This window comes from Alishewanella sp. d11 (assembly GCF_049390205.1).
In the GTDB taxonomy this organism is placed as follows: domain Bacteria; phylum Pseudomonadota; class Gammaproteobacteria; order Enterobacterales; family Alteromonadaceae; genus Alishewanella.
On record NZ_CP186547.1, the window covers coordinates 2,601,514 to 2,614,707 of the forward strand.

Annotated in this window: 12 protein-coding genes; 5 read left to right on the plus strand and 7 right to left on the minus strand. The window is 46.5% G+C overall.

The features are described 5' to 3' along the window. Position 1 precedes the first annotated feature (1 nt). Both proC and ACO1PK_RS11930 read right to left on the minus strand, forming a co-directional pair. On the minus strand, positions 2-817 hold the full coding sequence (gene proC / locus ACO1PK_RS11925) for a pyrroline-5-carboxylate reductase (protein WP_423185841.1): 816 nt from the start codon (positions 815-817) through the stop codon (positions 2-4). Continuing rightward, positions 810-1,508: a YggS family pyridoxal phosphate-dependent enzyme gene (locus ACO1PK_RS11930; protein WP_423188212.1), complete on the minus strand. Its 699-nt coding sequence runs from the start codon at positions 1,506-1,508 to the stop codon at positions 810-812. The genes proC and ACO1PK_RS11930 overlap by 8 nt, the downstream gene beginning before the upstream one ends. A gap of 31 nt (positions 1,509-1,539) precedes the next feature. Between ACO1PK_RS11930 and ACO1PK_RS11935 the strand changes: the two genes are divergently transcribed. Genes ACO1PK_RS11935 through ACO1PK_RS11945 form a run of 3 tightly spaced genes read left to right on the plus strand, consistent with a single transcriptional unit; the run spans position 1,540 to position 4,174 of the window. Continuing rightward, the gene (locus tag ACO1PK_RS11935; RefSeq protein WP_423185842.1) at positions 1,540-2,592 is read left to right on the plus strand and encodes a type IV pilus twitching motility protein PilT; all 1,053 of its coding nucleotides are present in this window, start codon (positions 1,540-1,542) and stop codon (positions 2,590-2,592) included. A gap of 8 nt (positions 2,593-2,600) precedes the next feature. Continuing rightward, positions 2,601-3,722, plus strand: a complete 1,122-nt coding sequence (locus tag ACO1PK_RS11940) for a PilT/PilU family type 4a pilus ATPase (protein ID WP_423185843.1) — start codon at positions 2,601-2,603, stop codon at positions 3,720-3,722. Between the two features lie 11 nt (positions 3,723-3,733). Next, on the plus strand, positions 3,734-4,174 hold the full coding sequence (locus tag ACO1PK_RS11945; RefSeq protein ID WP_423185844.1) for a CBS domain-containing protein: 441 nt from the start codon (positions 3,734-3,736) through the stop codon (positions 4,172-4,174). On the opposite strand, the gene ACO1PK_RS11950 is transcribed toward ACO1PK_RS11945, so the two are convergent. Both ACO1PK_RS11950 and ACO1PK_RS11955 read right to left on the minus strand, forming a co-directional pair. Continuing rightward, positions 4,162-4,854: a lytic transglycosylase domain-containing protein gene (locus ACO1PK_RS11950; RefSeq protein ID WP_423185845.1), complete on the minus strand. Its 693-nt coding sequence runs from the start codon at positions 4,852-4,854 to the stop codon at positions 4,162-4,164. The two genes, ACO1PK_RS11945 and ACO1PK_RS11950, sit on opposite strands and share 13 nt — an antisense overlap. Before the next feature lie 11 nt (positions 4,855-4,865). Next, on the minus strand, positions 4,866-6,149 hold the full coding sequence (locus tag ACO1PK_RS11955; RefSeq protein ID WP_423185846.1) for a DUF3422 family protein: 1,284 nt from the start codon (positions 6,147-6,149) through the stop codon (positions 4,866-4,868). Between the two features lie 410 nt (positions 6,150-6,559). On the opposite strand from ACO1PK_RS11955, the gene ACO1PK_RS11960 reads away from it, so the two are divergent. Continuing rightward, entirely contained in the window at positions 6,560-7,429 is an 870-nt protein-coding gene (locus ACO1PK_RS11960) for an EamA family transporter (RefSeq protein ID WP_423185847.1), read from the plus strand. Positions 7,430-7,488: 59 nt separating this feature from the next. Here ACO1PK_RS11960 and ACO1PK_RS11965 read toward each other — a convergent pair whose 3' ends face one another. The 3 genes from ACO1PK_RS11965 to ACO1PK_RS11975 are packed head-to-tail and all read right to left on the minus strand — an operon-like array spanning position 7,489 to position 12,495. Beyond that, complete coding sequence (locus ACO1PK_RS11965; RefSeq protein ID WP_423185848.1) at positions 7,489-10,572, minus strand: efflux RND transporter permease subunit; 3,084 nt, start codon at positions 10,570-10,572, stop codon at positions 7,489-7,491. 10 nt (positions 10,573-10,582) lie between these two features. Beyond that, positions 10,583-11,701, minus strand: coding sequence for an efflux RND transporter periplasmic adaptor subunit (locus tag ACO1PK_RS11970; RefSeq protein WP_423185849.1), 1,119 nt, complete (start codon positions 11,699-11,701; stop codon positions 10,583-10,585). Positions 11,702-11,760: 59 nt separating this feature from the next. Beyond that, complete coding sequence (locus ACO1PK_RS11975; protein WP_423185850.1) at positions 11,761-12,495, minus strand: helix-turn-helix domain-containing protein; 735 nt, start codon at positions 12,493-12,495, stop codon at positions 11,761-11,763. 207 nt (positions 12,496-12,702) lie between these two features. Between ACO1PK_RS11975 and ACO1PK_RS11980 the strand changes: the two genes are divergently transcribed. Continuing rightward, a complete protein-coding gene (locus ACO1PK_RS11980; RefSeq protein WP_423185851.1) occupies positions 12,703-13,128 on the plus strand; it encodes an HPP family protein in 426 nt (141 codons plus the stop codon). Positions 13,129-13,194: the final 66 nt, after the last annotated feature.

The window sequence follows — 13,194 nt, forward strand, 5'->3', positions numbered from 1 at the left end:
ATTAAATACTCTTAGCCATTTCTTCGGCGCGATTAATCGCGGCTTGCATTGCAGCAGCTACCATCGGTTCTAAACCCGCTGCTTCGAAACTACAAATGGCTTCATGGGTTGTGCCACCTTTTGAGGTAACTTGCGCACGTAATTCGGTAAAGCTTTGCGGGCTTTGGACTGCCATCGTAGCGGCACCAAGCGCTGTTTGTGCAACCATGGCACTGGCTTCTGCACTGGAAAATCCCAGTTGCTCGGCTTTTTGTTGCATTGCTTGCATAAAATAAAAAAAGTAGGCGGGAGCGCTCCCTGTCACGGCAATGATATGATTAATCTGCCCTTCTTCAGTTAACCAGACTGTCATGCCTGTGCCACTAAACATATGATCAACAAAAGCTCTTTCATAGTTTGAACAACGGCTAGGATAAAGTCCTGTTACGCCCAAACCCACTAAGGCTGGCGTATTAGGCATGGCTCGCACCAACCGAATTTGCCCCAACCATTCCTCATAACGGTGCACCGAGATCCCCGCAGCTAAGGTAACGAAAAGTTTATCAGTACACTCGGGAGCCGTTTCTAGTAACGTCGCACAGACCTCTTGCATCATTTGCGGTTTGACGGCTAGAACGATAACATCTGCCCAATCTGCGGCCTCCGTATTACTTAAACTGGTTTTGATACCAAAATCAGTGGCTAAGTCGGTTAATTTCGGCTGGCTGCGGTTTGCCGCCATGATGTTTTCTTTTGGATAACCGGCTTTAAGCATTGCGGCTATTACGCAACGTGCCATGTTACCCGCGCCAATAAAGGCTACCCTGTTGTCATTCATCTTTGTCATAATTCCTTGCGCCAAAAATTGCGGTACCTAATCTTATCATAGTTGCACCATATCGCAGAGCCAGTTGCCAATCTTCTGACATACCCATCGATAATTCAGTGGCTGCCGGATAATGTGTTTGTAGCTCGGTTGAGAGCTGTTGCATCGCGGCAAAATCTGCCTCCAGCCTCTGCCAATCACCAGGTGCCGGGATGGCCATTAAGCCTTTTAGTTGTAAGCGTGGCAGCTGACTCACCGCTTTGGCGAGCGTTAACATTTCAGAAGGATGGATCCCTGATTTTGCCGCTTCATTACTGATATTGATTTGCAGCAAAATCGGCAAATCAGGTAAGGTTGTTGGCCGTTGTTCGCTTAAGCGCTCTGCGATTTTTAAGCGGTCAATACTATGCACCCAGTTAGCATGTTCAGCGATCAGGCGAGTTTTATTCGATTGAATGGGTCCAATAAAATGCCAAGCAATGTTGGGTAAATGTGACAACGCAGCGGCTTTACTGGCCAGCTCTTGGGGGTAGTTTTCACCAAAAGCGCGCTGACCCGCATGATACGCAGCTTCAATAGCGCTGTCAGATTTCGTTTTGCTTACCGCGATTAATTGCACTAGATTTGCGCGCTCAGCTTGTTGTTCAGAGTTTTTCGCCAGCTTCTGATAGGCGAGGGCAAGTTGTTCTGCTATGTTATTCATCATAAATACGTAATCGTGGAGACCCTATAGTATGGATATTACCGAATTATTAGCCTTTAGTGTGGAACATAAAGCTTCTGACTTACATCTTTCTGCTGGCGTACCCCCGCTGATTCGTGTCGACGGCGATGTGCGAAAGTTAAATATCCCTCCGTTAACGCACAAAGAAGTCCATGCCCTGGTATACGAAATTATGACCGACAAGCAACGTAAAGAATACGAAGAACGCTTAGAGTCAGATTTTTCTTTTGAAGTGCCTAATTTAGCCCGATTCAGGGTGAACGCTTTTGTCCAAAACCGCGGTGCGGCAGCGGTGTTTCGGACCATTCCCAGCGATGTCCTTACGCTAGATGACCTTGGCGCACCTGATATATTTAAAACCATTGCGGAAAATCCCCGGGGTTTAGTACTGGTTACCGGACCAACCGGTTCGGGCAAAAGTACCACCTTGGCGGCGATGATTGATTATATTAATAGTAGCCGCTTTGATCATATTCTGACGATTGAAGATCCGATTGAATTTGTGCATAGCAACAAGCTTAGTCTAATTAACCAACGTGAAGTGCACCGCGATACACATAGTTTTAGTAATGCACTGCGTTCGGCGTTACGGGAAGATCCTGATGTTATTTTGGTGGGCGAATTACGTGATTTGGAAACCATTCGTTTAGCCATGACCGCCGCAGAAACGGGACACCTGGTGTTCGGTACTCTGCATACGACTTCTGCCCCCAAAACGATTGACCGGATTATTGACGTGTTTCCTGGTGAAGAAAAAGCCATGGTCCGTTCAATGTTGTCAGAGTCGCTCAGAGCAGTTATTTCCCAAACCTTGTTAAAGAAAATTGGTGGCGGCCGTATCGCTGCGCATGAAATTATGGTCGGAATTCCGGCAATTCGTAACTTGATCCGCGAAGATAAAATTGCCCAAATGTATTCTGTGATTCAAACCGGCGCTGCCCATGGTATGCAAACCATGGATCAGTGTTTACTGAATTTGGTGAATCGGGGCCGAGTTACCCAAAAGGATGCGGCAGCGAAAGCACAAGATAAAAATACTTTCGGTGGCATGGGTCGGATGTAGAGGTGGTTATGCAATTAATTGATTATCAAAAAAAGATGGTTGAGTTAAAAGCGTCGGATTTATTTGTAACGGCAGGTATGCCTGTCGCAGCAAAAATTAATGGCGAACTGCTACCGATTGATGACCATGCCTTAAGTGATGCCGATTCGCTTGCTTTGGTGCTGTCTGCCATGAACGAAAAGCAGCAGCAGGAGTTTAACACGACTAAAGAATGTAACTTTGCCATTAGTAATGATGCTGGTCGTTTTCGGGTATCTGCGTTTTGGCAGCGTGATCAGGCGGGTATGGTGATCCGTCGTATTGTGACAACCATTCCAAATGTCGATGATCTGGGTTTACCGCCGATTCTTAAAGAAATCATTATGTCCAAGCGCGGCTTGGTCTTATTTGTTGGCGGTACCGGGACGGGTAAGTCAACTTCTTTGGCAGCCCTTATTGGCTACCGTAATCGCAATGCCAAAGGCCATATTTTAACTATTGAAGATCCGGTTGAGTTTGTGCATGAACACGAAAAGAGTTTAATTACGCAACGAGAAGTAGGCATTGATACGGAATCCTTTGCTGCCGCCTTAAAAAGCTCTTTACGCCAGGCGCCAGATGTTATTTTAATTGGTGAAATTCGTTCGCAAGATACCATGGAGTATGCTCTGTCTTTTGCTGAAACTGGCCATCTTTGCATAGCCACCTTACACGCCAATAATGCCAACCAAGCGATAGATCGGATAATGCATTTGGTGCCGAAGGAAATGCACGCCAAGTTATTGTTTGATTTGTCCTTAAATTTACGCGGGATCGTGGCACAGCAGCTTATTCCAACGGCAGACGGTAATAGTCGGGTGGCGGCTATTGAAGTGCTATTAAATTCGCCATTAGTGGCTGATCTCATCAGTAAAGGTGAGATTGGTGAAATCAAAAGCGTTATGACCAAATCTAGAGAGTTGGGCATGCAGACCTTTGATCAAGCCTTATATGATCTTTACCAGCGCAATGTCATCAGTTATGCCGATGCACTGCATCATGCCGATTCACCTAATGATCTGCGTTTACAAATTAAGCTTCGGAATAACGAAGTCAAAGGCTCTGGTTTCTTATCGGGCGTGACGTTAGATGGCATGGATAAAGAATTCTAAGCGGAGCTAGTATGTCACTTGTGGCAATTATGACCCCTAGGGCAAAGTTAACAACGACACAGCCGGATGCGAATCTGGCCTCGTTACGGCAAGTGTTTAGCCAAGCACGATTTCAGCATATCCCTGTCGTCGACAGTACCGATAAAGTCGTAGGCATTGTTTCAGTGAAAGATTACTTTAAACAGTTAAGTCCAGTGATGGATGCGGCCAGTGATCAAGCTATCAGTCTGTTTTTAAAAACGCGTAAAGTACAACAGGTCATGGTCTTTCCAGTAATCACTGTGCAATCATCCTTGACGTTGCGAGCGGCAGCCGCCATGTTATTGGAGCATAATATCAGCTGTCTGATTGTCACGGATAACCACAATCGGTTACTGGGTTTAGTGTCGTGGAAGGATATTATTAAAGCCGCCTTATTTGCGAAAACTGCCGCCAAACCTCAGGGGGTTTGAGTTTGAGCATAGCGGGCTTTTAGAATGTGCACTCGCTCAACATAGGCTTGCGTTTCAGGGAAAGGCGGGATGCCATTATAGCGGCGGACAGCAGTAGGACCCGCATTATAGGCGGCCAGTGCTAGGGTTAAGTTACCATTAAAGTCGGTTAAGAGCTTCGCCAAGTACTGGCTGCCGGCACGAATATTTTGCTCTGGCTCATGCGCATTTTCTACAGCAAATAACTGCATGGTGGTAGGCATTAATTGCATTAAGCCTGCAGCACCTTTGGCGGAAATGGCTTGCGGGTTAAAAGCTGACTCAGCGTGAATCACCGCTCTAATAAGCGCCTTATCAAGTTGCTGCTCATGTGCAACCGTGTTAATGATCTGGGTAAACTGCTCAGTAAAGAGGGGTGTAGTTTGCCAATTGACTTTAGAGGCCGGTGCACAGGCGAAGCAATCGTAGCTTAATAACTCGTATGGCGCGGCTAATGGCCGTTGATCAGAAAATTGCACCACGCCCGTTGCGGAGATACTTTTATAGACTTTCACTTGCGGCGGCTTAGCTGTTGCGCCAGCACTGAGGGTGACGGGTACTGTGCTTTTCTCACGATCTGTTGAGGTGGCGGCGAAGACTGCGTGCTGATAGCAACCACCACTAGCTGCCAGCAACAGAATGAATTTAATGCGATGGGTCACACTGGCCATCCTTAGCTATGCTCTTTCTCTTTTAATCGTTTACTTAGCCAACTTAACAGTATCGCCACAATTAGCACTATTGCCGGCACACTTAAGCTTAGCCATAAATCTAGGTTAAACGCAGGATACCAGTAGTTTAAGGCTTTTAGAAATTTTTCACCAAGCTGGACGGCATAATAACTAATTGCCACAAAGGAAAAACCTTCGACCATTTGTTGTAATTTCAATTGTAGCTTAGCTTTCTGCTCCATCGAGAGCAACAGTTGCTGATTCTGTTGCTCTAATTTCAGATTGATTCTGGTGCGTAACAGCTCGGTCGAGCGGCCCAGTCTGCCAGAGAGGGTGTTTTGCCTCAGTTGCACGGATTCACTGGTACGAAAAGCCGGAGTGAGTCGCCTTGCGGTAAAGTCTTGTAAAGACAACATATCATCAATGGCGATTTCATCCAGTGCTTTGAGCCGATCTAAGGTGAGTTGATAGTAAGCAGCAGTGGCTTGTAAGCGCGAATTATTTTCTGCAATAAGGCGCTCGGTAGCTGCAGCTAACTGCATGATTTCACTTAGTAATTGCTCATCATTTGCCGATTCTTGCTCAATCCGATGTGTTAAGTGTGCGAGATCTTGCTCCAACTGATTCAGTTTCGATAAGCTTTGTCTGGAAATAGGCCAGCCTAATAATGATAATTTGCGATAATTACCAAGATCAAACAACTGTTGTGCTAATCGGCCAAGTGAACCGGCAGACAGCCCCATATTAACCAGTAACATGCGACCAGCACCTTCCGCATGTTTTTGAAAATCGGTCCAAATTCGAGCCTTGCCAGCAGCAAGTTGACTACTGATACAATGCTCGGCATTAAAAAGTACGGCAATGTCTTGTTCTAGCAAGCTGGGTTGATCCGCAATGACAGTCAGTTGCACAATGCGAAAAATTTGTCCGGGTAGCTCATTAAACCAATCGCGGGCGGGTAAAAAATCCAAGGGATCATCAAACCACGGCTGCGCTACCCCAGGCCTGATAAAGGTGTAACTTGAAAATTCGCCGTGTCGCTCCCAGCGCAACCACTGCCCATAAAGAGGGAGTGTTAAATCCTGCGCATTTTCTGCAAGCTGACTGCCCAGTTGCAGCGCCAGCTGCTGCATTAATTGGAACTCCAGTGCTCTTGAAGCAGGGGCCACGGTCAACATAAAGTGACATAGACGGCAGGGCGCAGCGATTGCTGGAAAAGTACGTTGCTGCAATTCTTTATCTAACACATCCCGTAATGGATGGTTGCGGCGGGAAAGTGTTTCCATAAATCACCTCGATCTTGCCTGCCCAACGCCCTGAGCAACGTGTTCAATTGACGATCCTTGCTACAAATAGGGATATGTAAAACGTCATTATCTGCAAAAAATCTGCAGAAATTATGCCAGCTACACGGCTGTTATTAACAATGCGTTTAAATTATGACAAATAGCTAAAAAGGCTATGAATTTTTTATGAGAGCGCTGCCCACAGAGCAGTAGTATGCTCCAGTTATGTATGTCCATATTGCAGTGATTTGCTACCTTAAGGTGCGTATTGTTGGGTTTTAGGGTTCAACTGCACTATTTTGGCAAATGGCTAAACAAAAACATCATGGCAAGAGCGCTTTGCCTTACAATAGGCCTAAGACTGGTTAGCTGCTGGAGAGGAAGCTGCAGCCTAGCAATGGAGACGTTTCTTGCAACAACACAAAGTACTCTTGTTGGCGATTGCCAGCGTGTTATTAGCGATGGTGACCATTCAATCGGGAGCCTCCATCGCCAAACAATTATTTCCGGTGATTGGGCCTGAGGGGACGACAGCCTTGCGCGTAGGGTTCTCGGCTTTGATGTTATGGTTAGTCTTTCGGCCTTGGCGGCATTTACCCAAAGGCCGTAACTGGCGAGCCGTTATCGTCTATGGTCTGTGTTTGGGCGGCATGAATTTATTATTTTATCTCGCTATTGCCCGTATTCCTTTGGGAATTGGTGTTGCGCTGGAGTTTACTGGGCCTCTAGCCGTAGCGCTTTTCTCCTCGCGCCGGCGCTTAGATTTACTCTGGGTCGCTTTGGCGCTGGGCGGTATTTTATTGTTACTACCCGATATGCGAAGCGTGGATGCGCTCGATCCTATCGGTGTGCTGTTCGCGCTAGCGGCTGGCGCCTGTTGGGCAGGGTATATTTTATTCGGTCAACGTGCCGGCAATCTGGCTTCGGGTGGCACTACGGTTGCCTTGGGTATGACGGTCGCCGCCTGCTTTTTAGTGCCGATTGGTGTCTTTAATGCGGGTAGTGCCTTGCTTAGTTTTGAGGTGATTCCCTTGGCCATTGCGGTAGCGGCGTTGTCTAGTGCTTTACCCTACAGCCTAGAGATGGTGGCGTTAAAAAATTTATCGGCGCAAAGTTTTAGTGTATTAATGAGTTTAGAGCCGGCTATCGCTGCCTTAGCAGGGTTTATATTATTAAGTGAGCTGTTAACGTTTACTCAGTGGCTCGCCATCTTATTGGTAATGGCCGCGTCGCTTGGCAGCACCTTATCCACCCAGAAAAAACCCGCTGCTGCCAGCTAATAAAAAAGAAAAAGGCAGTGCCAACCTGCTGGCACTGCCTTGCTTTGAGCTTAAACGGTTTAGTCGATACTGGAAGCTGCAGTTGCCGCTTCAGGATCTTGCTGATAATCCCTAGCCAGTAATAAATACATGGCAGGCACCACATAGAGTGTAAAGAAGGTTCCAATCGTCATACCACTGGCAATTACCACGCCCATGGCAAAGCGCGAGGCGGCACCGGCGCCGCTGGCAATCAGCAGCGGGATCACCGCTAATACGGTTGCTGCAGTTGTCATCAGGATAGGTCTTAAGCGTAAAGCGGTGGCTTCTTCTATCGCATCACGCTTCGTTTTACCTTCTTGTTGTAACTGATTCGCAAACTCCACAATTAAAATACCGTGTTTCGCAATTAAGCCAACTAAGGTTAATAAACCTACTTGTGTATAAATATTGATGGTGGTCACGCCTAAACTGGTAAAAATTAGGGCGCCACAGACACTCATCGGTACCGTTACCATAATGATAATAGCGTTTTTATACGACTCAAACTGTGCAGCCAGTACGAGGAAAATCACGATCAGCGCAAAGAAGAAGGTAACTACCAACTGCTGGCCTTCTTGTTTATATTGGCGCGATTGCCCGGCATAATCGACGCTAAAGCCCGCAGGTAACACCTCCGCCGCAATCTGGTCTAATACCGCTAAGGCTTCGCCGAGTGGTACGCCTGGACGTGGCACGCCAGAAATTTTTACGGCATTAAGCTGCTGGAAACCGCGTAAAGCCTGAGGTTGTACTGACTCGGTTAAGGTGACGAGCGTAGAAAGCGGGATAAGTTCACCTTGTTGATTACGGGTGTAGTAATCTTTTAGTTGCGCTGGATTTAACCGTTCAGCACGTTCCACTTGCGGGATCACACGGTAAGATCGATTATCTAAAGCAAAACGTCCAGCATCGGCACCCGATAATAAGCTACCCAAATCTGCGGCAATTTGCTGCATAGAAACGCCCATTAATGCCGCTTTTTCCCGATCAATCTGCACCGTTTGCCGTGGTTTGTTAATTTTCAAATCACTATCAACGAAAATAAAGCGACCCGAAGCCATAGCACGTCCTAACACTTCTTGTACCACTTCGTTTAACGCTGCAAAGGGCAGGGTAGAGCCAATCATAAATTCGATCGGTGTGCCATCACCCGGCGACGGTAAAGAAGGCGGCACTAAAGCAAAGCTGTTGAGCCCAGGAATACCGGAGAGATGCGGTTGAATATTTTGCTCCAGCACTTCTGCTGTGGTGCGTTCGCGCTGATCCCAAGGTGCTAAAACAAAGCCCGCAATGGCGGAGTTGGTGCTCCCCATACCGTTAATAATAAACACATTACGGATTTCGGGCGCTTGTGCCGGCAGTTTGTTAAGTTCTGCAGTATTCCGCTCCAGATAATCCAGTGACGCAAAGCTATCCGCCTCTAAAATCGAGAACACAAAACCTTGATCTTCAGCAGGCTCGAGCTCTGATGGGCTGGTGACAAACAGGAAATAGCAGGAGACTAAAATAATCGCCGCGAAAGTGAGCACCACCGGCATAGTATTTAAGGTGCTGTGGAGCTGCCGTTGGTAGCCGCTACGCAATCTTTCAAAACGCGCATCTAGCCAAGCTTCTAAGGAGTTTTCCTTCTTACCATCAGCTTGATGTGGCTTTAAGATATAAGCACACATTACCGGTGATAAGGTTAAGGCTACAATACCAGAAAGAATAACAGAGGCCGCCAAGGTAAAGGCAAACTCGACAAACAGCACCCCAGTTAAGCCCCCGACAAAGCCGATAGGTAAAAATACCGCCACCAGTGTGGTTGACATGGTAATAATTGGCCAAGCCAGCTGCCGTGCGCCCATAATAGCCGCGTCCAGCCGCGAGTAGCCTTCTTCAATAAACCGATGCACATTCTCCAGCATAATGATGGCATCATCTACGACGATACCGATGGCCAATACCATAGCCAGTAAGGTCAGTAAGTTTATCGAAAATCCCAAAATCCACATCAGGAAGAAGGTGCCGACTAACGAGACTGGGATAGCGACAGCAGGAATAATGACACTGCGCACCGAGCCTAAAAAAGCATAAATCACCAAAACGACGATCACTAATGCCAGAACGATAGAGATCACCACTTCGTCAATGGCACTTTCAATATACTCGGTAGAGTCATAAGGAATGTCGGCGTCTAACCCTTGTGGAAGTTGTGGCAGAATATCGCGCTGCCAGACTTTACGGACTTCAGCAATAACATCTAAGGCATTGGCATCAGGCGAAATTTCGATGCCCATAAAGGTTGCCGCTAAGCCATTAAAACTCACTGAATTATCATAGCTTTCAGCGCCCAGCTCAACCTCGGCAATATCGCCAAGGCGAACAATACTTTGGCCATCGGCGCTGATCACTAAGGCTTTAAATTCCTCTACGCTTTTCAGATCGGTTGCGGCATTTAAATCTACCGTAACCATTTGGCCTTTGGTACTGCCTAACGCCGCGAGGACGTTGTTCCCTCGAAGAGCCGTGCTGACATCGGAGCCCGTCAGGTTGTAAGCGGCCATTTTGGCGGGATCTAGCCAAATTCGCATCGCAAAAGTACGGGCGCCTAAAATCTCTGCGCGTTGTACCCCAGGAATAGTAGCCAGTTGCGGTTCTACTACCCGCACCAGGTAGTCGGTAATTTGGTTATTCCCCAGAATTTCTGAGTAAAAGGACAAATACATCGCGGCAACATTTTGGCCCATCCGTAATGAGACAACTGGATCCCGAGCATTCTCAGGTAAATCCGAGCGAATTTTATTCACTTGAGCGGCAATCTGCGTCAGAGCCTCATTCGGCTCGTAATCAAGACGCAAGTAAGCCTGAATGGTACTGACCCCAGCCATAGACGAGGAGACTAAATAATCTATCCCTTCGGCCGCTGCAATTTCACGTTCTAAAGGCGTGGTGATAAACCCCTGAATTAAGTCAGCATCCGCACCAACATAAACGGTAGTGACGGTAACAACTGCATTTTTAATTTCTGGAAACTGTCTGACATTCATTTCGCTGATAGCGCGCAGGCCAAGCAGCAAAATGAGCAAGCTGACCACACTGGCAAGGATCGGCTTGCGAATAAAAATATCTGTAAAACGCATGGCTTGATCCTTACTGGTTAGCTGGCGTTGGGTTTAAATCGGCACTGGGTTGCGCTGTACCATTTTCAACGATATTTACGGTAGCGCCATTGCGTAATTTTAATAAGCCTGACGTCGCTACTTGCTCACCGACGGTAAGACCTGCCGTCACCTGAATCAGATCACCACGTGCTTCGCCGGTGGTAATAAAACGTTGTTGGGCTTTGAGTTGTCCTTCTTGTTCGATAATGACAAAAACCGAATTACCATAAGGATTAAACTGCACCGCAGTTTGCGGAATTAGGGTGACTGGCGTGCTATTTCCACTATTTAGCTGTACTCGGGCAAACATGCCTGGACGTAATTGCAGTTGTGGATTGGCAAAAGTCGCTTGTATCTCAATGCTGCGGCTGCTCTCCCTGATCGCAGGGGCAATCGCTGTGATTGCGCCAGTAAAGCGCTGCTCACCAAAGGCATCCACTTGAATAGTAAGTGGTTTGCCCAATTCGATCAGCGTGAGTTGTTGTTCAGGCAGGCTGAAATTTAAATAAATCGGGTCTAGCGATTGCAAGCTGACTACTGTGGTGCCTCCAGTCAGTAGCTGCCCTAAACTGACTTGGCGAATTCCAGCAATACCGTCAAAGGGAGCAAACAGTGATTTTTGTGCAATACGGGCTTGTTGTGAGGCAACGGCGGCAGTGGCTTGAGCCGCTTCGCTTTCACGACGACGTAATTCTAGTTCAGACACGCCTTTGTCTCGAAATAAACGTTCTAAACGATTTTGTTCTAGTTTAGCTAACCGCTCAGCAGCCAGTAATCTAGCAAGCTCCGCTTGATCAACACTGTCATCCAGTTGTACCAGTAATTGTCCTTTTTTAATGGCTGCGCCATTTTCAAATAGGATATTGCTGATGATGCCGCTGGCTTCAGTAGTAAGGTCAGTGCTATTGACAGCCGCAAAACTGCCTACCGCATTAAGGTAAGGTTGCCAATCATCTTGGCTTACTTTTGAAGCAGTGATGGCGGCAGGGGGCATTGGCATAGTATCGAAAAATTGATTCATAAAGTAATTGCCAACGGCTTTGTAACCAAAGATGCCGCCAAACAACAACACAACGACGATAAGCATAATCAGCATACGCTTAAACATGATTTCTCCTTGAGAGGGGCTAACCCAAAATATGATTGATAACTAAATGATTTGATGTCTTACTCTGCATGACAATGCTGAAACCAAGGCTCCAGCAAACTTTCTAATTGTTTTATCTGTGAAGCGATTAACGCTTCATTATTTAAATCCATCAACGGTTGCCATTGCATACCATTCAATAACATATGCAGATGACGGTAACGTAATAAGGGGTCTTTATTGCCGCCAAAGGCTTCTAAAAAGCCTTCTGTTTGTTCAAGCGCTTGACTACCAATACACAATGCCCAAGGCGCAACAGATAAGCTAAAGGCATCACAGTTTTGTTTGGGTAACTCGTTATCATTTATGGCTTGCTGCACAATCCCACTGACTAAATCGGCAAGGGGTTTGCAGTTAGCTAAGATGGCTTGTCGACGAGCCGCGGAGGCATTTTGCCAAACGGCTTCGGTAAAGGCATATTGCTCTAACCTTGCGTGACTGGGGTAATGTTGTTGGTTCATTTTTGCGGCAACGCTCAGTGCGAGCATTTTTTCCCTACTAGTAATTTCAAGCGCCACAATGCCTTGAAAAAAACGTAACTGATGACAGCTATTACGGCCAGCCAGCGCCACCAATAAGTCTTCTTTGGAACTAAAGTGTTGGTACAAGGTGCCGGTTGCGTAATCGCAAGCTTTAGCTAAAGGTGCCATTTGTAATTGCAAAATACCTTCCTTAGCGATTAATTCGGCAGCTTTATCCAAAAAAAGCTGTTCTCTTAAAACACGTTGGCGCTCTTTACGTTCAGTGACTGTCATAAGATCAGGGATGCATTTTCTAAAAAACACATTATGAATCCGATTCAAAAAATGAGCAAGGTTCAATTTTGTTTTTAATTAAAAAATTGATCCAGCTTCGCGCAATCTTTGCGCTTTTTGGTTATAACTAGTCTTAACAGTAGTCCTGCTTAAATTATATTCAGGCAATAGTGCAAAATTTAAAATAACCATGACTAAGGATAAGCTATGACGATGAACACGGTTGAAGATTTAATGACCGCCGATCCACTCTCGCTGCACCGTGCCGCCACCTTAAAAGATGCGCATGATTTAATGCGTGAAAAAAATATTCGTCATATACCGGTTATTGACGAGCAAGGCATGTTAGTAGGTATGCTAACGCAAAAAGTCATGATGGCCGCTGTTATAGGGTTATTGGCAAAATATGGTGCAACGGCGTTAGAGCGGAAAGAAAAGCAACAGCTAGTCGCGGATTTAATGTTAACTGATTTTGCTACGGTAACGGCTGAGCAATCGCTGGCGGAAGTCGCAGCGTTTTTTGTGAAAAATAGGCATGGTTGTTTGCCTGTGCTTACTGCAGAAAACAAATTGATTGGTATTTTAACGTCATCCGACTTTGTGCGGTTGTCGGCAGAGCTGCTTGCCAGATAAGTGAATCTATAGCGCTAGTATAAAAAAGCCACTTAGTCTTATCGGCTAAGTGGCTGCAAGTAAGCT